General features: G+C 52.4%; 23 protein-coding genes and 1 other RNA gene. 15 read left to right on the forward strand and 9 right to left on the reverse strand.

The genetic code is table 11. From position 1 onward, the window contains the following. Positions 1 to 91: 91 nt before the first annotated feature. On the reverse strand, positions 92 to 190 hold the full coding sequence (locus KQX66_RS33435) for a sporulation protein YjcZ (RefSeq protein WP_216797894.1): 99 nt from the start codon (positions 188 to 190) through the stop codon (positions 92 to 94). A gap of 278 nt (positions 191 to 468) precedes the next feature. Between KQX66_RS33435 and KQX66_RS33440 the strand changes: the two genes are divergently transcribed. From KQX66_RS33440 to fsa, 3 genes are all read left to right on the forward strand, one after another. Continuing rightward, positions 469 to 1,260, forward strand: coding sequence for a YesL family protein (locus KQX66_RS33440; protein WP_216797895.1), 792 nt, complete (start codon positions 469 to 471; stop codon positions 1,258 to 1,260). 77 nt (positions 1,261 to 1,337) lie between these two features. After that, positions 1,338 to 1,519, forward strand: a non-coding RNA gene (ssrS, locus tag KQX66_RS33445) — 6S RNA. A gap of 49 nt (positions 1,520 to 1,568) precedes the next feature. Further along, positions 1,569 to 2,225, forward strand: a complete 657-nt coding sequence (fsa, locus tag KQX66_RS33450; RefSeq protein WP_216797896.1) for a fructose-6-phosphate aldolase — start codon at positions 1,569 to 1,571, stop codon at positions 2,223 to 2,225. 95 nt (positions 2,226 to 2,320) lie between these two features. On the opposite strand, the gene KQX66_RS33455 is transcribed toward fsa, so the two are convergent. Next, positions 2,321 to 2,806: a GNAT family N-acetyltransferase gene (locus tag KQX66_RS33455; RefSeq protein ID WP_216797897.1), complete on the reverse strand. Its 486-nt coding sequence runs from the start codon at positions 2,804 to 2,806 to the stop codon at positions 2,321 to 2,323. 241 nt (positions 2,807 to 3,047) lie between these two features. On the opposite strand from KQX66_RS33455, the gene KQX66_RS33460 reads away from it, so the two are divergent. Further along, on the forward strand, positions 3,048 to 3,437 hold the full coding sequence (locus KQX66_RS33460; RefSeq protein WP_010491409.1) for a DUF1499 domain-containing protein: 390 nt from the start codon (positions 3,048 to 3,050) through the stop codon (positions 3,435 to 3,437). A 71-nt stretch (positions 3,438 to 3,508) separates the two neighbouring features. Here the strand turns inward: KQX66_RS33460 and tpx are convergent, their stop codons facing one another. Next, complete coding sequence (gene tpx / locus KQX66_RS33465) at positions 3,509 to 4,012, reverse strand: thiol peroxidase (RefSeq protein ID WP_216797898.1); 504 nt, start codon at positions 4,010 to 4,012, stop codon at positions 3,509 to 3,511. A gap of 129 nt (positions 4,013 to 4,141) precedes the next feature. Here tpx and gltC point away from each other — a divergent pair, with 129 nt between their 5' ends. After that, a complete protein-coding gene (gene gltC, locus KQX66_RS33470; protein ID WP_216797899.1) occupies positions 4,142 to 5,044 on the forward strand; it encodes a glutamate biosynthesis transcriptional regulator GltC in 903 nt (300 codons plus the stop codon). Between the two features lie 33 nt (positions 5,045 to 5,077). Here the strand turns inward: gltC and KQX66_RS33475 are convergent, their stop codons facing one another. Then, a complete protein-coding gene (locus KQX66_RS33475) occupies positions 5,078 to 5,221 on the reverse strand; it encodes a hypothetical protein (protein ID WP_216797900.1) in 144 nt (47 codons plus the stop codon). A 152-nt stretch (positions 5,222 to 5,373) separates the two neighbouring features. Between KQX66_RS33475 and KQX66_RS33480 the strand changes: the two genes are divergently transcribed. Next, a complete protein-coding gene (locus KQX66_RS33480) occupies positions 5,374 to 7,200 on the forward strand; it encodes an ABC transporter substrate-binding protein (protein WP_216797901.1) in 1,827 nt (608 codons plus the stop codon). A gap of 76 nt (positions 7,201 to 7,276) precedes the next feature. Here the strand turns inward: KQX66_RS33480 and KQX66_RS33485 are convergent, their stop codons facing one another. Then, positions 7,277 to 7,960 carry a zinc metallopeptidase gene (locus KQX66_RS33485; protein WP_010491399.1) on the reverse strand — a complete coding sequence of 228 codons (684 nt, stop codon included), beginning with the start codon at positions 7,958 to 7,960 and terminating at the stop codon, positions 7,277 to 7,279. A gap of 34 nt (positions 7,961 to 7,994) precedes the next feature. Further along, positions 7,995 to 8,426 carry a MerR family transcriptional regulator gene (locus tag KQX66_RS33490; RefSeq protein WP_010491397.1) on the reverse strand — a complete coding sequence of 144 codons (432 nt, stop codon included), beginning with the start codon at positions 8,424 to 8,426 and terminating at the stop codon, positions 7,995 to 7,997. Between the two features lie 393 nt (positions 8,427 to 8,819). Here KQX66_RS33490 and KQX66_RS33495 point away from each other — a divergent pair, with 393 nt between their 5' ends. From KQX66_RS33495 to KQX66_RS33505, 3 genes are read left to right on the forward strand one after another with little or no spacing between them, the layout of a single operon-like run. After that, a complete protein-coding gene (locus KQX66_RS33495) occupies positions 8,820 to 10,172 on the forward strand; it encodes an ammonium transporter (protein ID WP_216797921.1) in 1,353 nt (450 codons plus the stop codon). A gap of 27 nt (positions 10,173 to 10,199) precedes the next feature. Next, positions 10,200 to 11,279, forward strand: a complete 1,080-nt coding sequence (locus KQX66_RS33500; RefSeq protein WP_216797902.1) for a DUF294 nucleotidyltransferase-like domain-containing protein — start codon at positions 10,200 to 10,202, stop codon at positions 11,277 to 11,279. Between the two features lie 11 nt (positions 11,280 to 11,290). Beyond that, positions 11,291 to 12,025: an exonuclease domain-containing protein gene (locus KQX66_RS33505; protein WP_216797903.1), complete on the forward strand. Its 735-nt coding sequence runs from the start codon at positions 11,291 to 11,293 to the stop codon at positions 12,023 to 12,025. Between the two features lie 6 nt (positions 12,026 to 12,031). Here KQX66_RS33505 and KQX66_RS33510 read toward each other — a convergent pair whose 3' ends face one another. Both KQX66_RS33510 and KQX66_RS33515 read right to left on the reverse strand, forming a co-directional pair. Then, on the reverse strand, positions 12,032 to 12,478 hold the full coding sequence (locus KQX66_RS33510) for a M67 family metallopeptidase (protein WP_216797904.1): 447 nt from the start codon (positions 12,476 to 12,478) through the stop codon (positions 12,032 to 12,034). Positions 12,479 to 12,545: 67 nt separating this feature from the next. Beyond that, positions 12,546 to 13,856, reverse strand: coding sequence for an MFS transporter (locus KQX66_RS33515; protein ID WP_216797905.1), 1,311 nt, complete (start codon positions 13,854 to 13,856; stop codon positions 12,546 to 12,548). 172 nt (positions 13,857 to 14,028) lie between these two features. On the opposite strand from KQX66_RS33515, the gene KQX66_RS33520 reads away from it, so the two are divergent. Continuing rightward, positions 14,029 to 14,565: a TlpA family protein disulfide reductase gene (locus KQX66_RS33520; protein ID WP_216797906.1), complete on the forward strand. Its 537-nt coding sequence runs from the start codon at positions 14,029 to 14,031 to the stop codon at positions 14,563 to 14,565. 75 nt (positions 14,566 to 14,640) lie between these two features. On the opposite strand, the gene cimA is transcribed toward KQX66_RS33520, so the two are convergent. Continuing rightward, positions 14,641 to 16,260 carry a citramalate synthase gene (gene cimA, locus KQX66_RS33525; RefSeq protein ID WP_216797907.1) on the reverse strand — a complete coding sequence of 540 codons (1,620 nt, stop codon included), beginning with the start codon at positions 16,258 to 16,260 and terminating at the stop codon, positions 14,641 to 14,643. Positions 16,261 to 16,425: 165 nt separating this feature from the next. Here cimA and KQX66_RS33530 point away from each other — a divergent pair, with 165 nt between their 5' ends. The 5 genes from KQX66_RS33530 to KQX66_RS33550 all read left to right on the forward strand — a co-directional run bounded on the left by KQX66_RS33530 (position 16,426) and on the right by KQX66_RS33550 (position 22,713). Continuing rightward, positions 16,426 to 17,733: a DNA polymerase IV gene (locus tag KQX66_RS33530; RefSeq protein WP_216797908.1), complete on the forward strand. Its 1,308-nt coding sequence runs from the start codon at positions 16,426 to 16,428 to the stop codon at positions 17,731 to 17,733. Next, a complete protein-coding gene (gene mobB, locus KQX66_RS33535; protein ID WP_216797909.1) occupies positions 17,730 to 18,233 on the forward strand; it encodes a molybdopterin-guanine dinucleotide biosynthesis protein B in 504 nt (167 codons plus the stop codon). The genes KQX66_RS33530 and mobB overlap by 4 nt, the downstream gene beginning before the upstream one ends. 101 nt (positions 18,234 to 18,334) lie before the next feature. Then, positions 18,335 to 18,568 (forward strand): ferredoxin, encoded by a 234-nt coding sequence (locus tag KQX66_RS33540; protein WP_216797910.1) that lies wholly within the window; start codon positions 18,335 to 18,337, stop codon positions 18,566 to 18,568. Between the two features lie 159 nt (positions 18,569 to 18,727). After that, positions 18,728 to 20,551 (forward strand): CHASE2 domain-containing protein, encoded by a 1,824-nt coding sequence (locus KQX66_RS33545; RefSeq protein WP_216797911.1) that lies wholly within the window; start codon positions 18,728 to 18,730, stop codon positions 20,549 to 20,551. Between the two features lie 62 nt (positions 20,552 to 20,613). Continuing rightward, complete coding sequence (locus tag KQX66_RS33550) at positions 20,614 to 22,713, forward strand: FecR family protein (RefSeq protein ID WP_216797912.1); 2,100 nt, start codon at positions 20,614 to 20,616, stop codon at positions 22,711 to 22,713. Positions 22,714 to 22,738 lie beyond the last annotated feature (25 nt).

The raw sequence follows: 22,738 nt of genomic DNA on the forward strand, positions 1-22,738 counted from the left end.
CTTCGGCGGGCTTGCTTCTTTTTTTGTGACAGAAAAAGGCAGGCTGTGCACGCAACTCACGCATGCCTGCCATTTCCTAATTAAGGAACGATTAGATAAATAAGCTGCGGCTAACGATGACCAGCAGAATAAACAGAACCAAAATAACGGCAGTGGAAGTCCACCATCCTCCTCCTGCGAAACCACCCATGGTAACCAGCCTCCTTCCTGTATTTTACCACCAGAAGAAAGCGTTATCCGGACGGATAACGGTTCTCATGTGCAAGTAGAGCTCCTCGGCATCCGGGCGCGGGTATCCCTTGCTTGCCCATGGACATTTCCGCTGCACGTAGATAACGGGATGACCGGGGGGCTTATTGCGGTTGGTACTTATAGCATATGTTCTTTGCATCATTATGTATGGACGGCTACCTAGATGGAATGAAATAGGCTATAATAAAGCAATACAGATGAAGGAGGGCATAGGATTTGGAATTTCGAGGAATCATGGGTGGGTTTTACCGTATTTCCGAATGGATCATGAGACTATCGGTTATTAACGTATTATGGGTCATATGTGCCATTCCTTTCTTTTTCCTGGGGCTCGTTTTTTTGCAGTCTCAATCGGCAGATCAAGCACTGCAAACGCTTATATTGATGGCCATTGTCGCGCCATTCACCATCTTTCCGTCGACGACAGCGATGTTCAGCGTGGCTCGCAAGTGGTTGACCGGGGAAGAGGATGTGCCGCTGTTCAAGACGTTTTTCCGCGGCTACAAGGATAATTTCGTCCAAAGCTTGCTTGGCGGTCTGATTTATATTCTCATCGGCGCCATTCTGTACACCAATTTCCAGTTTTATGGGAATCAAACGGGAGCCTTTGGCATTTTACGTTTTCTGGTACTATCGCTCACCGTGCTGTTGATCATTTCGTTGTTCCATTTCTTCTCGATCTTGTCGCATCTGCACATGAAGATTTTGCAAATCGTCAAAAATGCGCTGCTGATTACGATCGGCAATCCGGTGCGATCGCTGTCGATGATCGTGTTGAACGGCATCGTCCTGTATGTCAGCTTTAACATGTTTACGTTCCTGATTCCTTTTTTTATGGGCAGCTTGATCGCAGTCGTATCGTTTTGGCACTTTAATCTCATATTCGGAAAGCTGCAGGAGAAGCAGCAGGAGCTGGCCGAGAAAGAAGCGGAACAGCAGCGTCAGCAGACGGAAATTGCCGATAATCCGGAGGCGGCCGAATCGGAGCGCAAGGCGGATAATTCGTAATTTTCCCCCGGTTCCAACAAGAAGAGCGGCGCAAAGGTTTACTTTCACCCTAGAGTGGACTATAATAAGAATACAACAAAATCCTGCGATGTGCGTTTCGGTTTTACAGTTGTTTTGAACCAATGACTGTTTCTAGGGAGACCTACATTGAATCGCGGCTGTCATGCCCTCGAAAAGGGACTTCAAAACCGATTCTGCGGACACCCACCTGCGAGAGCGGGTTTGAAACACGAAATCGGACGGCATATGCGGGTTTTTTTGTTGCGTTAAAATGTTAGCGTTCACAATAAAAGAGAGGGATGTTGGAGATGAAGCTCTTTATCGACACAGCCAATGTGGAAGAAATCCGCAAAGCACATGAACTTGGTGTCATCGCCGGTGTTACGACGAATCCGTCGCTCATTGCCAAGGAAGGAAAAGATTTCTTCGAAACGGTGAAGGAAATCATCTCGATCGTCGGAAACCTGCCGATCAGCGCCGAGGTGATCAGCCTTCAAGCTGACGAGATGGTGGAACAGGGTAAAAAACTGGCTGCTCTTGGCGATAGTATTGTTGTAAAAGTTCCGATGACGGAAGAAGGACTGAAAGCGACGAAACGTTTCAGCGAGATGGGCATCAAAACGAACGTGACGCTGATTTTCAGTTCGACGCAAGCTTTGCTTGCCGCGCGCGCCGGAGCTACGTACGTGTCCCCGTTTGTCGGACGCCTTGACGATATTAACCAAATCGGCATGAATTTGATTCAAGAAATCAGCGAAATGTTCAAGGTACATAACATCGGCTCCGAAATTATTACGGCAAGCGTACGTACGACGACTCACGTCATCGACGCGGCGCTGCTTGGAGCGGATATTGCGACCGTTCCCTATAAAGTGATTCAGCAAATGATCAAGCACCCGTTAACGGATGCCGGCATCGAACGCTTCCTGAAAGACTGGGAAGGCGCCAACCAAAGCGCATTCTAAAAAAACAAGCGGGACGGACAACCTTCCTTCGTCAAACGCAAACTAACAGGGCCTGAGCTGCGCCTAATGCAGCAGTCAGGCCCTGTTTTTATTTGTCACCTGCAATCGCGTTTCATTTCATGCCATGCGATGCCGCCATGTTCGGATGCCGAGGACCGGATGTACCGGAAACCCAGGCGTTCGTAGAACGAAATCAAATGCTTCTCGCATAGCAGTAGTACGGCTTCGAGCCCGTCCTCCTCCGCTTGCTTCAGCAAAGCGCTCATCAGCCGGGCGCCGAGTCCGCTGCCGCGGTAATCCGGGTGGACGGCGACGGTCAGCACGCATAAAAACTGTCCTTCCGGATCGCTGGCTCCGGTCTGTTTCATTTCTTCATCAGCAAGGTTTTCATGAGAGAGGCGAACGGCATTGGCGATGCCGACGACCTGTCCGTCGTGCTCGGCGACCTTGAAATAACGGCCGAACGTCTGCAGGCGGAAATTGAACGCTTCGCGGGAAGCGGTGGCCTCGGGGGGATATGAAATGGCTTCTATGGCATAAGCTTCGGCCATGTCGGCTGGCAGTGCTTGTCTTATCAGCATCGATACGTTTCTCCTTAGAAAAAAATAGGGAATATAAGCGAAATCGCAATCTTGTCCCGGATTCGAATCATAGACTGGCTTCCATGTTAATATACTGGTACCAAGGGAATCACAGAAATCAATTTTGTACAAAATATGAACGGTTTTATTTGGATAGCTCTTTCTCTTCCCTGCAAACAGTGATATGATAAAAGATAGTGTTAACCGGAATAGATTGTCACTTCATTGAGGAGGGAAGGCTTTGCTAAAGCGCACCTTAATCGGTCTCATTCGCAGCCACGAAACAACAGGAGAGAAGGCTAAGGACCCGGCTTTGAAGACCCGATACTATAAAATCTCCAAAGATCAGGCTTGGGATGAAGTCGTCAACATGTTTAAAAAGCTAAGCGGGTACAAACTTCTCCACGAAGTCAAGAACGTCGGCGAAATCGTAGTGGAACGGCGCACCATTACCGGCCGCACGCAGGATATCACCCTTACCATGTTCGGCATTAACCCGCTCAAGACGGCGATCGATATATATTCGGCTTCCCGTGGCTCGCTCGGAGACCTCGGATCGAACTACAGGACGATCCTTGATATATATAGGCACATCGACAAGCGGTTAGCCGCTTATAAAATAAACGATTAAAAAAAACAGCGAGGAGCTCCATGGCTGCCCGCTGTTTTTTTGTGTGTCATGACTGACGGTCGGAAACGACATTAAACGAGCTTTTTCACCGCTTCGATCGCAGCTTCATAGTTCGGATGCTCCGTCATTTCGCCGAGGTATTCCACGTATTGTACGGTATCGTTCGCATCGATGACGAAGATGGATCTCATGAGCAATTGCAGTTCGTCAATCAGCACGCCATACGCTTTGCCGAACGAGCGGTTTTTGTAGTCGGACAGCGTTACGACTTTATCGATGCCCGCAGCGCCGCACCAACGGGATTGCGCGAACGGAAGATCCACACTGATTGTCAGTACTACAACATTGTCGCCAAGTTTGGCAGCTTCTTCATTGAAACGGCGGGTTTGCGCATCGCATACGCCAGTGTCCAAAGAAGGCACCACGCTGATCAGCTTCACTTTGCCGGCATAATCGGCAAGAGAAGAGGTTTCGAGCAGGTTTTTGTTGACTGTGAAATCGGGAGCTTTATCGCCTGGCTTAACTTCTGTTCCGATGAGGGTAATCGGGTTGCCTTTGAATGCCGCTTTTGCCATGAGTACATGGGCCTCCTTCAATGTTTGAGAATGATTGGTATTTCACCAAAATATATTATAATCTTTTATAAGAGAACTTGTCCAATAGGAGTGCACAACTTTAAACATAAACAGGGGGAAGGAATAGCTTTGGAACTTAGACAGCTGCAGTATTTTGTAAAAGTGGCGCGCAAACAGCACGTAACCCAGGCAGCGGAGGAAATGCATGTAGCGCAATCGGCGGTCAGCCGTCAAATCCATCAACTGGAAGAGGAGCTTGGCGTACAACTGTTTGTGCAAAAGGGCCGCAATCTGCAGCTGACTTCGGTCGGAAAGCTGTTTTTGTGCCGCGTGGAGGGCATCCTGACCGATCTGGATCGCGCGGTGGATGAGGTCCACGAATTTCTCGACCCGGAGCGGGGCGAAATTCGGATCGGTTTTCCCCACAGTCTCGGCATTAACTTGCTGCCGACAGTCGTAGCAAGCTTCCGCAAAAATTACCCGAACGTCAAGTTTCGCCTGCGTCAAGGAACATACAACAGCTTGATCCGCGACGTCATGAAAGGAGAAATCGATCTGGCTTTCATTTCACCTTTTCCGGAGAAGCATAACCACGTGGTCGGTGAAGTGCTGCTGCAGGAAGAGCTGTTTGCCATCGTCCCGGAAGGACATGCGCTAGCGGGAAACGATTCGATCAAGCTGGAGCAGCTCCGCGGCGAATCGTTCGTCATGTTCAGCGAAGAGTATTCGCTCCGCGCGATCGTTTTGGAAGCTTGTGCAAAGGCGGGCTTTACGCCCCAAATCGGATTCGAGGGGGAAGAAACGGATACGATCCGCGGGCTGGTAGCGGCAGGCATGGGCGTTAGCCTGCTGCCGGAGATGGCGCTGAAGGAAATTAACGAGCTTCAGCCGGTCAAGGTGCGCGTTACGGAACCGGTCGTCACGCGCAGCATTGGGCTGATTCGGCGGAACGGCGAAAAGCTTCCGCCCGTGGCAGAAGTGTTCCGCAAATTTTTGCTCGACTTTTTCGAGAAAAAGACCGCCCGGGCTTAACATGCGTCTTCATCTTCATCGCTAGTCCCGGGATCAAGCGAATATCGAGCTGATGGCGGTAACGCCAACCAGCCAGTCCATAAGCGGCACACGGGGAAACCGGGAGCCGCTTGCTTTTTTTTCGGTTTCTTTCACTTGCTCCAGCATTTGCATTTCAAGATCGAACGGGTTTAACATGGTGTCTCTCCTCCTGAGGAAGCCTTTATATTTCGCTTGCTTGCGGCTTCTGGTTTCATTATACCTTGCGAAAGATGAATAAAAAGTGTAGCATATTGTTTATTTCTTTCATCTTTTATGGACGCATGGACCGGCGAGGAGGCGTTTTCAGAATGATCGATTTCTACTATTTGCGCCTGCGCAAGAAATATGCGGAGGTTAAGGAACAGGCGGAGATTGAGATTACGCTGACGGAGCTGACGGATATTTTTCAATGTACGGCCCGCAACGTCAACCTGGTATTGAAACGGATGGAAGAAGCGGGCTGGATTCACTGGACTCCGGGCCGGGGGCGGGGTCATCGCTCAAAAATCGTATTTTTGGCCAAAAGCGAAACGATTGCGCTGGAATCCGCTCAAGCGTTAGTAAAGAAAGGCGACATTCAGCAAGCCTTCGCTTATTTGGAAGAGCATTCCGCTTTGCCTGCGCTCAAGGACCAATTCGTTTATTGGCTGGATTCTCACTTCGGCTATCGGCCCGAGGTGAAGAACGATACGCTGATGGATACGCTGCGGCTGCCCTATTCCAAGCGGATTGCCTGCCTGGACCCGGCGCTTATCACCTTTGTCGTAGAATGCCATATGGTACAGCAAATTTTTGACGTATTGGTCAGAATGAATACGAAGACGGGCAAAATCGAAGGTGGGCTTGCGCACTACTGGACCAACGGGAACAACGGCAAGGAATGGACATTTTATTTGCGCAAAGGGGTATTTTTTCATCACGGGAGAGAAATGACCTCGGAGGACGTCAAATATTCGATTGAACGTCACAGCTTCAAAGAATTGGGCTCGCCGTTTCGTTGGCTGTTTGCGGATGTAGAGCGCATCGAAACGATCGGCAGCTACGCCATACGCATCCATTTGCGGCGGCCTAATCCGCTGTTCCTGCATCATTTGAGCTACGATCGAACTTCCATCGTTCCGCAGGATGCGGTGACGGAGCTCGGAGAAGCATTTCGCCGGATGCCGGTCGGGACCGGACCTTTTCGTGTGGTCCAAAATGACGATAATATGCTGGTGTTGGAGGCGTTCCCGCGTTATTTCGATCGGAGGGCGCATCTGGACCGGATTGAAATTTGGTATACGCCCGAGTTGATGCGCAAAGCGAGTCATCTTCAGCCGCCGAATTATATGATGCGGCACCAATGCGACACGGCTGAAGAACTGCCTAAAGACTGGCAGACGATACAGACGATCGGTCGGGATTGCAGCTTTTTCACGTTTAATTTAAACTTGCCGGGACCGCAGCAGAAGCTGGCTTTTCGAAGGGCTGTGGTGCATGGGATCGACCGGAAGCTTCTGGTGCCGTCAAGCGCGCCCGGAGATGTCACGTTCGCCAAGTGGTTTTACGAGGAAAATCGGGAGCCAAGCGATACGGATGAGCAATATGATCCGATACTGGCCAAACGGCTGCTGGCGGAGAGCGGGTATGACGGGGAAGAGCTGCTGCTTGTGCACAGTCCCCATCACAAGTGGTTCGCGGAGAACTTGCAGACCCAGCTTGGCGAGATTGGCATAAAAGTAAAGCTGAACGAAACGAAATGGGGAACGTCGGAAAGAGATGAAATCGTCCGAAGCTCGCATTTCACCTTTAACCGCAACGTCTTGGATCATGACGTGGAGCTGTCGGTTATCGAGCTGTTTCTCGCAGACAACTGTGTCGTTCGGATGCATCTGGGAGACGAGTTGAAGCAGCAGACCGATTTCATCATCGAACGGCTGTATCAAGAAGGCTCTCCCGTCACGCGCGGCACGTATTTGAACCGGCTTCGGCAGCTTGTAACCGATCAGGCTTACGTATTGTTTCTGTTCCATCATACGCAGCGCACCGTGTTTCATCCGTCTTTAAGGAACGTTAGTTTGAACTCGCTCGGTTGGGTCCGGTTTCGGGATCTATGGTTCGAACCAACGATGGAAACCTTACAGCAGGAGCGTTAAGACCGCATGAAAAAAAGCCGCCGGATCACTCCAGAAAGGAGCGGGTCCGGCGGCTTTCGCGTTCGGTGCAGCAAGCTTAATCGTCGCTGCGGTTGGTGAAAATCATAATGTACTTGATCAGCTCGAGCAGCGAGATCAGCGCAGCGGCTACATAAGTAAGCGCAGCGGCGTTAAGTACTTTGGCTACGCCTCGTTCTTCATCGTTTGTGATATAACCTTCGGCAACCATTAAGTCGCGGGCCCGGTTGCTGGCGTTAAACTCTACCGGCAAGGTCACGAGCTGAAAAGCGACGGCGGCGGAGAAGAAAATAATCCCCAGACCCAGCAATCCGGTCCAATGGAACAAAAAGCCTGCGATCAAGAGCAGCGGCGCAATGCCGGAAGCGAAGTTCACGACCGGGAACATCCGGTGGCGGGCTACGAGCATCGGGTAATTCACTTTATGCTGAATGGCGTGACCGACCTCGTGGCAAGCGACCGATACGGCCGAGATGGTGCTCTCGTAATAAACCGGCTCCGACAACCGTACCGTGCGGGCGATCGGATCGTAGTGGTCCGTCAGCGCGCCGGGAATCGGCTCGACCGGAACGTCATACAATCCGTTGGAATCCAGCATGCGGCGGGCCGCTTCGTATCCCGTCATACCGGATTGCACGGGCACATCGGACCATTTGTTAAAGGTCCCTTTGACCCGGAACTGCGCCCAAATGGAGAGTATGAACGCAATGATAATAAGGAAATCCATAGGGTGAAAAAACATCGATCCATTCCTCCGTTTGTCAACATCGTTTCGATTAGGAAAGAGGGCCTTTACCTAACAGCAACAATAAAGCCTCGATGCATGCAGCGGTGGGCTGCGTGAGAATTTTGTTCAGGTTCTTCAACTGCGACGGCTTCAGCTTCTCAAGCATCGGTCCGACTTCCTTCGCTTCCTTCTCAAGCTGCTTAAGTAACAATTGCAATGATGTCAGCTTATCTGTCACTATTTCATCTCGGCTCACCTTATTCCATTGCAACAGGCTAGCCTTGATTTCCTCTAAGGTATACTTCTCCCTCTTCATACTTTCAATACGTTTCAGACGCGCTAAGGTTTCATCGCTGTAGTAACGATAATTCGTATCGGATCTTTTCTCCGGTTGAATCAGCCCGAGCTTCGTATAGTAATCGATCGTTCTGGGACTGACCTCCGATAAGCGCGCCAACTCGCCGATTTTGTAAAGCTTCATCTCCCCATCTCATGTCACCTCGTTTTATATAGATACTGGAATAGGTGCTCTTGTATTCATGATACCTGAATCCAAACCATACAGTCAAACGTTACACTTTTACCTGGGGGAAAGTTGCTTTGATTGCCTGAAGTTTAAATATACGCGTTATTTTATATAACGCAAAAAATTGGAAAATAAACGAAAAATGCTATAAAACCGAATTATGAAAAGGTTATGTTAGATTATTTTTCGTAATTTATGATTGGTCAGTGAAAATCCTATTGTCAAAATCGTGTCTCGTGGATATAATGACAATATAAATTTCAAACAATGTAATTAAAACTAACATTCAAGAGGGAAGTGGTCGATTTGTTTAAAAGGTTATTCTTATCCGCGGTAATTATGTCAGCTATGTTGCCTGCAAGCCTCGCATTCGCTGCGGATGAAGCGACACCCGCCCAGCTCCAAGGTGCAATCGACGCGGTATGGGTCATGCTGGCCGCGATTTTGGTCATCTTCATGCAAGCGGGCTTTGCGCTGCTGGAAGCGGGTTCTACCCGGATGAAAAACGCCGGCCACGTTGCTGGGAAGACCGTATTGACTTTCGGCCTTTGCGCAATCGCCTTCTGGGCCGTCGGCTTCGGTTTTGCTTTCGGAGACGGCAACAGCTTCTTCGGGACGACGGGCTTCTTCGTCGACGGGACGGAGGAACAAGCCAAAGCGGCCTTCGGTTCGCTATCCGCATCGGACGTCCCGATCGCCATCAAGTTTCTGTTCCAGCTGGCGTTTGCCGGGGTATCGCTTGCGATTGCCTGGGGCGGTTTTGCTGAACGCGGCAAGCTGGCGGTCTACTTCATCTTCGGCACGCTGTTCACAGTCGTCATCTATCCCATCGTAGCTCATTGGGTATGGGGCGGCGGTTGGCTCGCTCAAATCGGAATGCAGGATTTTGCAGGCTCCACGGTCGTTCACTTACAGGGCGCTACGGCTGCGCTTGTCGCAACGCTGCTGCTTAAGCCGCGGATCGGCAAATATAATAAAGACAGAACGCCGAATCTGATTCCCGGGCATAACCAAGTTCTCTCGGTGCTCGGCGTAATCATTCTCTGGATCGGCTGGTTCGGCTTCAATCCGGGCTCGACACTGAGCGCGATGAACGACGGCTTCTTCGGCTACATCGCCTTAACGACGAATCTTGCGGCAGCGGCAGGCGCGGTAGCGGCTATGATCGTGTCCTGGATGTATTTTGGCAAGGCCGATATTCCCAGTATGCTGAACGGCGTGTTGGCCGCCCTAGTGGCGATTACCGCAGCTTGCGCTTTCGTTACTCCGCGCGACGCTGTCATTATCGGGGCGATCTCCGGTATCCTGACCTTCTTCACGGCGCAATGGTTTGAAAAAGCGGGCGTCGACGACCCGATCTACGCCTTCTCCGTTCATGGAATAGCGGGCATCTGGGGGACGTTGTCGACCGGACTTTTCGCAACGCCGGAGCTGGCCGCGAAAGTAGGCGTCGGGAAAGCTGGTCTGTTCTACGGCGGCGGCTTGGAGCAGCTTGGCGTGCAAGCGCTTGGCATTTTCGGGGCCTTCCTGTTCGTGCTGATTCTGTCCTTCGTGATTTTGTACTTGATCAAAGCGACGATCGGTCTTCGGGTAACGGAAGAAGAAGAAATCGTCGGTCTGGATTTATCCGAGCACGGGACTTACGGGTATCCGGAGCAAATGAAGAAAGCGGCGCATGGCAGCGCGGCTACTATGGTATAGAGCGAAAAAGCAGAAGGGGATGTCGTCATGGACCGTCTCGCACTTGAAAGGTTTCGATGGGAAACGTCCCGGGTCCGGAGCTTGCAGAAGCTGAGGGCCCTTCGGGATCAAGTTAACGAGGAGTTTGAGCGGCGTCTCCTTTTTGCCGAAGCGCTGGAATGGAGCCGGGAGGTTAACGAATACCACGATGCATTAATCCGCCGCGTCATCGCGCTGTCCGAGAACCGGCTGCAGGAAGAGCAGGGAAAAACCGCACCGCTTCCCTATGCGTTCCTGCTGTTCGGCAGCGGAGGACGGGGCGAGCAGACGTTGTGGAGCGATCAAGACAACGGCTTGATCTACGCGGACCCTTCATCCGCGGATGAGCGCATGGAGGCGGATCGTTACTTCGCCGAATTGGCGGCCCGTATTACGGAAGGCTTGGAAGCGGTCGGTTACCCGCCTTGTCACGGGCAAGTTATTTGCACCAACGAGCAATGGCGCAAGCCGCTGGGGGATTATCGTCTGATGGTCAACGAGTGGATGCAGGAGCCGGATTGGGAGCATGTGAGATATTTGCTAATTACGGTCGATGCACGTACGGTGTACGGGGATGAAACGTTAGGGTGCGCACTTATCGAGGAAATCTACCGGTATACCGCGGCCCAACCCGCCATGCTGGAGCACATGCTGCGCAATACGCTGCATCATAAAGTATCGATCGGCGTGTTCGGCCAACTGATCAAGGAACGATACGGCGAAGATGCCGGGGGAGTCGATGTGAAATACGGCGCCTACATCCCGATTGTTAACGGAATCCGCTTGCTGGCGGTGGAAGCGGGAATCCGCCGTTCGTCTACCGAGGAGCGAATAAAGTTATTGATCGCAGGCGGGCACATTCCGGAAGAGCTCGGCCAGGATTGGCTGGAGGCTCTGACGCTGGCATTGAAGCTGCGGTCGATGACTCCTTATCAGATCGAGGAAGGCCGGTATGTGACCCGCGGCAAGCTGACCGCAGACCAGTTGACGAAAGAACGGGTGATGGAGCTGAAACAGTGTCTCCGCATCGGAACGGACTTGCAGAAGTACGTCAGGAAAAGCATTCCTAAGGAGATAAACAAAGGTTAGGTGATCGGCTTATGAAGGATATGCGGCCGGGCGGCCGGATGTGGCAGCTGTATAAAATGGGCGGGCTCACTCCGGCGATCACGTCGATGTTCGATGCGCAAAGCGCGCAGCAGATGGCCTTTATCCGCTCCATCATGAAGGAACAGCGCAAAAACTCATTATATGAAATTTCTCTGAGCACGGTGGAACTGGTCGTTTTCGACTTGGAAACGACCGGTTTTTCGCCGTATAACGGGGATGAAATTATTTCATTCGGGGCTGTGTCCGTTACGGGGACTGAAATCAAGGAAGAGAGCACCTATTACAGCTTGGTCCATCCGAAGAGAAGCATCCCCGGGGAGATCGAAAAGCTGACGGGGATAACGAACGAGATGGTGGCGGATGCCCCGGATTTGCTGCATGCGCTGCGCGGTTTTTTGGAATTCGTCCGGCAGAAGGTGCTGGTCGCTCACGGTTCCGGTCACGACAAGCATTTTTTGAATGCGGCGCTCTGGCGGACGTCCAAAGTTAACCTGAACCACCGTCTGCTCGATACGATGATGATTGCCAAATGGCTTCACCCGAAGCTGAGAAAATACGATTTGGACACGCTGCTCGACCTGTACGGCATCGAAGTGACGAAGCGCCATCACGCGCTTGAGGATGCGCGGATGACCGCTCATTTGTGGATCGGGATGATGCGTGAAATCAAGTCGAAGGACGTGCAGACGTTAGGAGATTTGTATGCGCATTTGAGCCATCATTAAAGCAAGTCAATCCATCACGATTTCGTACGAAATCGCCTCAAGACCGAAATTCTCCTGCTGCCTTTTCCGAAAGGCGAAGGCCTTTACCTCGGGCAAAGACGGATCGCGCAGCGAAACGATCCAGTGACTGGGCGTTGAGTGCCATAAGGTGGCCAGGTCGTGATCCGACGGATAAGGAGCAGTCCGGGGGTGGGAATGAACGATCCCGACCAGTTCTTGCTTTCCGCCGGCAGCGTACAGGGCCCGGACAAGCTCCTGCGGGTGCAGCTCGAAGCTGTGCAGCGGATTTGCCGCGACGTTGGCGATCGGCACATAGTTTAAGGCCACAGGAACGCCTACCGCAGACAGACAGCCAAAAAGAAGGCCGCACGCTTCGCGTGGCATCGCTTCAAGGCAGTGGCCGAGCATCTCGGACCATACTTCGCGGCGAATTCGAATCTGTAAACGATGCATCGGAAGGAGGCGCCTTTCATTGTCTTTTGCGCCATTATACTACAATTGTCCGTATTCCCGCTCCTATTTACCCTCCGATTTTTCCTTGCGGTTTAATGAAGAAGAAGGCCAGGACTAACGTCAGAAGCGACAAAGACGTAACGGTAATGAACACGATTTGATGCGACTTGTCCATCATCCACCCGAACAGCGGAGGGCCGAAGGCAACGCCCAGGAAACGCAGGCTGCTGTATAACGACGTGATCATCCCCCGCTGCTCCCGCTCGACGGAGCCGGTAATCATCGTGTTCAAGCACGGCAGAAGCAAGCCCGTTCCGACACTGCTCAGAGTCAGCAGGCCGATAAATACATAAATGCTTTTATTGTAGAACAAAATGCATAAACCGAGCGACACGGTCATGAGCACAAGGCCGATATTAATGAGCCAGCGCATCAGGGTGCCGTTCTTTTTGATGAGTGAGCCGGTCGTATAGGATGTGACCACCATCCCGAGGAGCGGAATGGCGAGGACGAGCCCTTTCATCACCCCGTCGATATGATAAGGGGCCACTTCGAGAATGTCCGATAAATAAAAGAGGACGCCGAACAAGACGAACAAAGCCATGGAGCCCGCAAAAAACGACGTGATCAGCCAGCGCCCCTTTTGTTTCAAAATGGCGCCGATATTCCGAAGGTATTCGCCGAGCTTGGGAGGTGCCTGCTCCTTCTTGGGCTCCTTCAGCAGAAACATGACGGCCAGCAGCGATAACAGGCAAAAGAACGGAAAAGCGAAAAAAGCGGCATACCATACAATTAACGCAAGCAGCGAGCCGAGAATCGGACTGACCACTTTGCCGGCTCCGTTCGAAGCTTCCGTTAACCCCAGCGCTTTACTTTCCATCCCTGCTTTGTACAGATCCCCGGCCAACGCCATGGCAATAGGAGCGGTGCCCGCCGCGCCCATCCCTTGAATCGCCCGTGCAATAATGATCACGGTATATGAATTCCAAAGGGCGCCCAAGCCGGCTAAAATCCCGGCCCCGCCGTAAATGATCAATGAAGGAATCATGATCGCTTTGCGGGAAAACCGATCGGACAAGTAGCCGGCGATCGGGATCACGAGGCCCGCAGTGACGGAAAACAACGTGATCACCAAGCTGCTCTGAAATTGCGAAATCCCGAGGCGCTTCTGCATATCCGGCAAAATGGGAACAAGCATCGAGTTACCGAGCACCAGTACAAGCGGTACGCTGGCGATGGCAATAAACTCCCAGATGACCCCTTTTCCGCCCTTCTCTGCCGCTTTCGGGCTGTCAGTGGCTTGCTCTTCTTTTGAGGCCGAGTAATCGATATCGCTTTCGAACATAATCCGCAGTTTTTTCGGTTTTGCTTTCTCCATACGATATTCAACCCTCCGCTAATAACCGAATCGTAAAGTTAATGTGTCCATTCATGGAAGGCGCCATGCTTCCCGGCTTTATCCAGCGGAGCGTGATTGGGTAGTAACGTTTTCAGGCAAATGGGGGATACTGTAATTGTAAGCAAGCCGGAGTATAGACAGGAGAGAGACGATGAAACGAAACTTGCTGATTTTCGGATTTGTATTGGCTTTGGCGGGACTGGCTCTATTTCAGAATAACCGCATTGACCGGATATTATCGGTTTCAGCTGCGGGCCGGCCGGAAATAAAAGTGGAATCGCCGGTCCCCGCGTTTACTTTGAAGGGACTGGACGGGGGAGAATATAAGGTCGGCGGTGTCCGCGACAAGCCGCTGATGGTGAATTTCTGGGCTTCGTGGTGCGGACCGTGCCGTGAAGAAGCACCTGCCTTAAAGCAGGTGTACGACCGTTACAAAGGACGATTCGATCTTTACGCGGTCAACGTGACCAAAGGGGACGAGTTGGAGGCGGTACGGCGCTTCGTCAACCAAGCGCAATTTTCGTTCCCGGTGCTATTGGATACGAGCGGAGAGGTGGCTGACGCTTACCGGCTGTTATTCGTCCCGACAAGCTTCCTGATCGACCGGCAAGGGCACTTGAAGGAAGTTATTCATGTGCTGCCTCCGGACCAATTGGAGGACAAAATCAAACGGCTGATTGCAAGTTAAACTTGAAAAGCCGTTACATCAAAACAGGCCGCATGTCTCCGGTTGGAGAAATGCGGCCTGTTTGCCATCGCTATTTTAGTGATTTACGAGCCCGAGGCGTTCCCGGCTTTCTTCCGGCTTGTCGGCCACCCGGGTCATGCCGAGCAGCGCATACCGGATGCTGTCGACAAGGGCGTGCCAGCTCGCTTCGATAATATTTTCCGATACGCCGACGGTGCTCCACGTGCTGTTGAAATCGGTCGATTCAATCAGCACGCGAACTTTCGCTGCCGTGGTGTCCTTCTCGTCCAAGACGCGCACTTTATAATCGGACAAATGCATGTTGTTGATATCCGGATAGTATTCGACCAGACATTTGCGCAAGGCGTTGTCCAGCGCATTCACGGGACCGTTCCCTTCGGCGGCGTTGTAGATCGTTTTGCCGTGTACGTTCACCTTGACGATCGCTTCGGAAAGCACCGGCTGATCGGCGGATTTGGCGACCATAATTTTAAACGAGTCGAGTGTGAACACTTCCTCCAGCTTTCCGTAAGCGTCCCGGATCAGAAGCTCCAGCGTAGCGTCCGCGCCTTCGAATTGATAGCCCTGATGCTCCATCTCTTTAATTTGCTCGATGAGCTGCTTGGTCTGCTGGTTGTTCGTATCGAAGTCCAAGCCAAGCTCCTGAGTTTTGAAGACAAGGTTGCTCTGTCCGGCAAGCTCCGAGACGAGTACGCGCTGCTTGTTGCCGACCAACTCGGGCTTGATATGCTCGTACGTGCTGGAATCGCGCAAGATCGCCGAGACGTGAATTCCGCCTTTATGCGCGAATGCCGCAGAACCGACGTAAGGCTGGTTAACCGGCATATGCATGTTGGCGATTTCGCTGACATAGCGTGCCACGGTGGACAAGCTGGCCAATTGCTCCGCGCTGATCACATCGTACTTCAGCTTTAACTGTAAATTCGGAATGACCGATACCAGATTGGCATTGCCGCATCGTTCCCCGTAGCCGTTGATCGTACCCTGCACTTGCCGGGCTCCGGCCATGACGGCGGCCAGGCTGTTCGCTACGCCGAGCTCGCAATCGTTGTGCGCGTGAATGCCGATCGGACAGGAGATCAAGGACGTTACTTTGGTCACGATAGCCGAAATTTCGTGAGGCAGCGTGCCTCCGTTCGTATCGCACAGCGCAATCCAGTCGGCGCCGGCTTCCTCGGCCTTCTTGATCGTCGCCAGAGCGTATTCCGGGTTGCTCTTGTATCCGTCGAAGAAGTGCTCCGCATCGTAAATGACTTCCAGCCCGTTTTTCTTCAAGAAACGGACCGAATCGTAGATCATCGCCAAATTTTCTTCCAGCGTCGTCTGGATGGCCGTGTGCACTTGGAAATCCCACGATTTGCCAAAGATTGCTGCGGCCTGAACGCCGACTTCAAGAATCCGGTTCAGGTTAGGATCGTTCTCCGCCAACGTCTCTTTGCGTCGCGTGCTGCCGAAAGCTGTAATTTTCGCATGCGACAATTTCAATTCCTTCACCCGCATGAAAAACTCAATATCCTTGTTATTGCTGCCGGGCCAACCGCCTTCAATATAAGAAACGCCCAGCGCGTCCAGCTTTTGGGCGATTTTGAGTTTGTCCTCGACGGAGAGGCTGACGCCTTCGCCCTGAGTGCCGTCTCGAAGCGTAGTATCGAAAATTTTAACCGTGCCCGCCATAATGATCCTCCTGTTTCTTTTAACATTTTATTGCGCTAAAGTATAATTTATAATTATAGCACAATGTAGCGGCCAAAGGGTATTGCCAATCCTAAAATATCCCCGGCTTGACCCCGGCGCTTCGGGCGAATTATGCTGTAAGTAAGAGGACGGGAGGCGGATGCCATGGTTGAGACAAATGGGAGTGCCAACGGCTATCCCGTGAACGGCAGAGTGATTCTCCACATCGATATGAATGCGTTCTATTGCTCGGTGCATGAAGCGGTAGAACCCGAAAAATACAAAGACAAGCCCATTGCGGTAGCCGGAAGCGTAGAACTGCGCAAGGGTATTATTGTCACCTGCTCCTATAAGGCAAGGGCGCGCGGAGTGAAGACGGGGATGCTGGTGCGGGAAGCCGACAAGCTTTGCCCCGGCTTAATCTTGATCCGCCCCGATTTTGATCTGTACAGGCAGTTTTCTAGACGGTTTATGAAGATTGCCTACGAATATTCGCCGCTGGTCGAAGCGGTGTCGATAGACGAATGTTACGTCGATATTACCGGCTCCAAGATGTTCGGAACTCCGCTCGAAATCGCCGAGACGATTCAAAAGCGGATCCGCGATGAGCTTCTTCTGCCTTGTTCGATCGGCGTCGCGCCGAACAAGCTGCTGGCCAAAATGGCTTCGGATATGAAAAAGCCCAACGGCATCTCGGTGCTGCGCAAACGGGATGTGCCAACCGTACTGTGGCCGCATCCTTGCGCCAGCTTGTTCGGTATCGGCAAGAAAACCGCCGAAAAGCTGAAACGGCTGCAAATCCATACGCTCGGCCAGCTCGCCCATGCCGACGAGCGGCTGTTGAGCGACCGGTTCGGCGTGCTCGGTCCGGCATTGAAGCGGGCCGCCAACGGAGAGGACAACTCGCCGGTTAATCCGGATAAAGAACAAAGCAAATCGATCGGCCATGCGACAACCTTGCCGGTGAATTATACGGACCGGGCCGATATCCACCGGGTGTTTCTGAATTTGTCCGACCAAGTCGGGCGGCGGCTGCGCCGGCAGGGCCTGGTTGCGGAGACGGTACAGATCTCGATACGTGATCCCGATATGAAGACGATCACGCGGGCCTCGAAGCTGCCCGAGCCTTCGGAAAGTGCGGACGACTTCTACCGGACAGCCTGCCAATTGTTCGACGCTCACTGGAAGGAAGGGCTTCCGGTGCGATTGCTCGGCGTGACGCTGCAGAATTTGACAGCCAAGCAGGAAGTTGCGGTACAGCTCGATTTGTTCAGCTATCAGAAGCAGCCTGTAAAAGAAAAACTGAATCAGGCGATGGATGCGCTTCGCGACAAGTACGGCGAAGGCGTGATTTTGACTGCGGGGATGCTGGGCGACGATCCTTCCACGCTCATTCGCAACACCAAGAGGCGCGGCACGTCACTGCAAATGGATCATCTCCGGTTAAAGGGATTGGAGGAGGACGAGTATTGACGACGATTATCGGTTTCGCAGGTTATTCCGACAGCGGCAAAACGACGCTAGTTTCGCTGCTGGTTCCATATTTTGAGGAGCGGGGCGTCAAGGTTGCGGTTATAAAGCACGATGCGCACGGGCATTATAAGGAAGCTCCCGCAGCGGATTCCACTTTGTTTATCCAGTCCGGGGCGTCGGCTTCCGTCGTCTTGTCCCCGGATGCCGTAAGAACATACGAACGCAAAACGGTCACGCTTCAGGAGACAATCGAACGGTTAAAAGGAAGCTACGGGCTGATCCTAATAGAAGGCTTCAAGCGGGAGCCGCACGATAAAATCGCCGTATTCCGGACGGAGGAGCAGGCGCGGATCGTGCATGAGCTTGCTGCGCCCCCGATCGCTTGCGTATCCTCGGATCGTAAGCTCGCCGAAGCCGCGGCGCCGGGCATTCCTTTCTTTTCTATGGACGCCGTAGAGTCGATCGCCGAGTTTATCCTATCCCGTATGAGAAATCCATAACGAAGCGGTATCATATCGTTCGCTACTTTCTATTTGAACTTTGTAAGCTTTTATATTATATTTTAGGATGTGGTTACACAATCAAGGGAGGAAGATTAGACATGGCAAAATACACTTGGGTGGATAAAGAAACCTGTATCGCTTGCGGTGCCTGTGGAGCGACGGCGCCGGACATTTACGACTACGACGATGAGGGTCTTGCAGAAGTAATTTACGAAGGCGACAGCAACAAAGGCGTAACCGAAATTCCGGAAGATCTGTACGATGATCTGCAGGATGCTCAGGACGGCTGCCCGACGGACTCCATCAAAGTCGCAGACGCTCCTTTTAACTAATACTCTGAATAGCTATAGCTTCATAGCGCAAAGAGCCTGTTTCCTCCGTGGAAGCGGGCTCTTTTTTCGTTCCGGCCTGCTTGAAATAAATAACTTCGTTCCGGGATTTTATGGTAAGATGAATAGCGGAAACTGCAAGAAAAACAGGGGGCCTTTTTCATGAAAAAAGGATGGAGCAAGACCGGCGTTATCACAGCGGGCAATGCGGTAATCGTGCTGCTGTGTATCGTGCTTTTGACGACCGGGGCGCTTAAGGTATTGTCCGACAGTTTATTCGACTTTAACATGAAGCAAACCATGACCCAGGCCCCGCATGAGGATATTATCGTCATCGGCATCGATTCCGCCTCCATTCAGGAAGTAGGGCCTTATCCGTGGGACCGGAAAGTATACGCCGAGCTGATCCGGCTGCTGGAAAGCGCAGGCGTCAAGGCGATCGGCTTCGATATCGAGTTATACACCGAAAGCGACAAGCCGGAAAGCGACCGGGCGCTGGCGGACGAATTGGCCAAGTACAGCAACATCGTGATTCCGTCCCACGCGAACCTGGAAAATAAATTCGACCGGTCGATGAAAGTGAAGGCGGGGGAGCTTCTGGTTGCCCGTTCGGTGACGGAACCGATTCCGGCCTTTCGCCAGTCGGTTGGAAAATCGCACATCAATGCGGCTTACGACAGCGACGGCGTCATTCGCACCAACTGGATGCAAATCAATTCGCCCCAAGGCGTCTATCCGTCGTTCGGGCTTGCGATGGCGCAGCTCGCGGGAGTCGATGTGAGCCGGTACCTGGACCTTCCTTTATTGGACGGCCGTCCCAAGTCCGAAATGCTGATCCGTTGGGATGCGAAGGAATTCGATTTCGAAACGATTCCGTTCGCCAAAGTGCTGAAGGGCGGCGTGCCGCCTCAGACGTTCAAAGACCGGCTGGTGCTTGTCGGCTATACGGCTCCAGGCTCGGACGAGGGCGTTACCCCGGTGGAGAAGCATATGCATCTGGTGTATGCGCACGCCAACATTTTGAATCAGATCTTGAAGCAGCAGGTCGTGCTGCCTGTAGACAGGCGAATCGATTTTGCGCTTACGCTGCTGGTCGTTCTGCTGCTCGGGTGGGTGACTTGGCGGCTGCGGGCGATCAGCGGAGCGGTTTTTACGCTGGCGGTCGTCGTTCTTTTGTTCGCCGGACAATACGAGTATTTCGCGGCCTACTCGAAGCATCTGGACATTGTTGATGCGGTGGCTTGCGGGCTCCTCGCCTATTTCGGCAATTTGTCCATGAAGACGTATTTTGAAACGAAGCAAAAAAATTACATTACCAAGCAGTTCGGACGCTATATTTCTCCCGACCTTGTTAAAGAGATTGCGAGCAGCGAGGAGGAAATCCAGCTCGGGGGGATCAGCAAGGAACTCACCGTTCTGTTCCTCGACGTCCGCGGGTTTACCCCGCTGTCCGAGAAGCTGAAGCCCGAAGAAGTTGTCGACTTCTTGAATATGATGTTTAACTTGATCACGGAGCGGGCCCTCGAAAACCGCGGCACGATCGATAAATTTATCGGGGATGCGGCGATGATCCTGTACAATGCTCCGTTGGACGTGCCCGATCATCCGTATTATGCGGTCAAAACTGCTTACGAAATTCAGAGGGGGATGGAGAAGGTGCGCGCCGAGGTGCTGGAGAAATACGGCGTTTCGATCAGCGTTGGTATTGGCATCAACACCGGCGATGTCGTAGTCGGCAATATCGGGTCATATTTGCGGGTCGACTATACGGCGATTGGCGACAACGTGAATACGGCTGCCCGCATCGAGTCCAATACGCAGCCGAATCAGATCCTGGTGTCCGAAGCAACTTACGAGCGGACGAAGCATGCTTTCGATTATCAATTTGCCGGGGAGAAGCTAATGAAAGGAAAGAGCGTTCCGCTCAAGCTTTTTGAGGTGATGGGAATGAAAGACGTTCCGGCTTCATTTGGCGAAATTCGTTGAATAATACCGTTTCTCACTTTACAATATGAATAGATTTTTGGATTCCGGAGAGGGGTTTTGTTGTGGCGAACGCAGTGCGGATCAATAGACGGAAGCGAAAGCCGGCTCTGGCTTGGGTGCTTGTTTTCGCTATGCTGTTGCAAGGGGGAGCCGCTTTGGTTCTCGCAAGCCCGGCGAATGCCAAATCATCCCGGTCGGCGGCTGTCGTTGAAGTAACGGGGGATGTAGCGTACAAGAAATCGGGCGGCTCGCGCTCTTACGCGGTGTATCAGGACTTGAATTTGAATCAGGGCGATTCGATCGTGACCGGTCCGTCCTCCTCGGTCGTGCTGCGGGTGGTGGACCGCGAGGACGAGATTACGATCGGCGAAAATTCCGAAGTATACATATCCGATTTAGTTGAAAAAAACGGCGGCAAGAAAACCAAGGTGAAATCTTGGGCTGGCAGTTTATGGGCGAAAGTCAAATCTCTGATCGGCTCGAAGGAAGAATTCGAAGTCGAGACGCCGACGGCGGTTATGGGCGTCAGGGGAACGAACTTTATGACGTCCGTCAATTGGAAGACGGGGGAAACGACGATGGCCGTGGCGGCGGGAATCGTCTCCGCTTCAGAAGCTGATTCCGCTGCGGATCATAAGCAGACCCGGAATGCAGAAGGCGTGTCGGTATACCCGGCCCAGCAGGTGGCGTTCAGCTCCTCCGAACCGAATAAGGACCCAAGAGCGCAAGCGGAGTATGCCGACCCCAAAGCATTGGTCGAGGTTCTGGATAAAAAAGTGCTCGAAAGCTTTATCAAGAATATCGGGGATATCCAAAAAGAGCAAGATAAAATTAAAGCGCAGCTAAAAGAAAATCTGGATAAAGGCGAGGCAAAACCGGACGGGCGTTCGATTCTGAAGATTAGTACGCCGGCAGATTTGGAAGCCGTCACAACCAATTTTGACCGGTTTCTGTCCCTGCTGGCCAAATCGGCCGTAGACGCAGGGAAACTGACTCAAAAAGCTGTGGACGAAGCCAATGCGAACATTGCCGACGCTTCAAGAAAGCTGGATATTCACAATCCGCCCGCCATGGATAAAAATGCAGGCATTGATCCGGAAGTGGAGCAGTTAAAAAAACAGGCGGAGCCGAAAAATACCGCATATGAGCAGGAGCAAAGGGAGCTGCGCGATAATCAGGCAAAGCTGGCGGCTTTGCTTGATCGTGTTGAAGCCGATAGGCAGCGAATTCAAGACCAGAACCGGAAAGCCGTTGCAGAAGCGGATCAAAAGGCAACGGAGCAATATACGAGCACGCTTAGTGCGGACGAGAAGAAACAATTCGAGGAAAGCCAAAGGAAAAACGCCAATCAGCCTGCGCCCGATTCATCCTCCCGCCCTACTTCGCCTCCCGCTGATTCCGGGAGTGACAGCGGATCGGGCGGCGGCTCTACGGACGACCGTCCTTCCGCCCCAGTGCTGATTAGCCCGATAGCGGAAGCGACGGTGCGGAATCCGGTGCAAATTAAATTGAAAGCCGCCGCCGGGACAACTATCCGTGTGCTGAACGGCACGGAGGAAGTCGGACGCGCGGACGGCCAGGGAGATAGCGAAGTCACCGTTACGCTTCGGGCACTGCAGCCCGGAACTTACAACTTAACGGCCCAGGCTTTCCGCGAATCCGCAGCAAGCGTTCCGGTTTCCATTCCGCCGATTCATATTTTGGGAGTAACTCTGGCACAGGCCGACGGCGTCAAGGACGGGAAGATCAACTTGGCGTTGACGATGAAAGGCTTTACGCCTGCTGCGTCGTTCTATTCCGTCGAAGCGCATCTGCTTTATAACAAGGCGGCGCTGGACTACAGAGGTCCGGCAGACCTGACGTCCGTTCCGGGCACCGTATTCTATGGCACTCAAACGGCAGAGACGCTTCGCCAGGTAAGCGACGGCTCCAGGAGCGAATTGATCTACGCGGCGACAGCCTTTGAAACGCAGGGCTCCGGCGCAATAAAGCCGATTCAATTAATCGGAGATACATTGCTTGTAAACGTACCTTTATCGGTTGTCGATTCGGCCGCCGGTTCCGCCAAAGTTGATCTGGGCTTTATCAAAATCATCGACAAACAAGGAAATACGGTATACGAAAGCAGAGACATTCAATCGATTAGCGTCGGCACGAAGTAAGGTGCGGGGTACGGGAAGGAGCAAG

This window comes from Paenibacillus oleatilyticus (genome assembly GCF_018998565.1).
GTDB classification, from domain to species: Bacteria; Bacillota; Bacilli; order Paenibacillales; family NBRC-103111; genus Paenibacillus_G; species Paenibacillus_G oleatilyticus.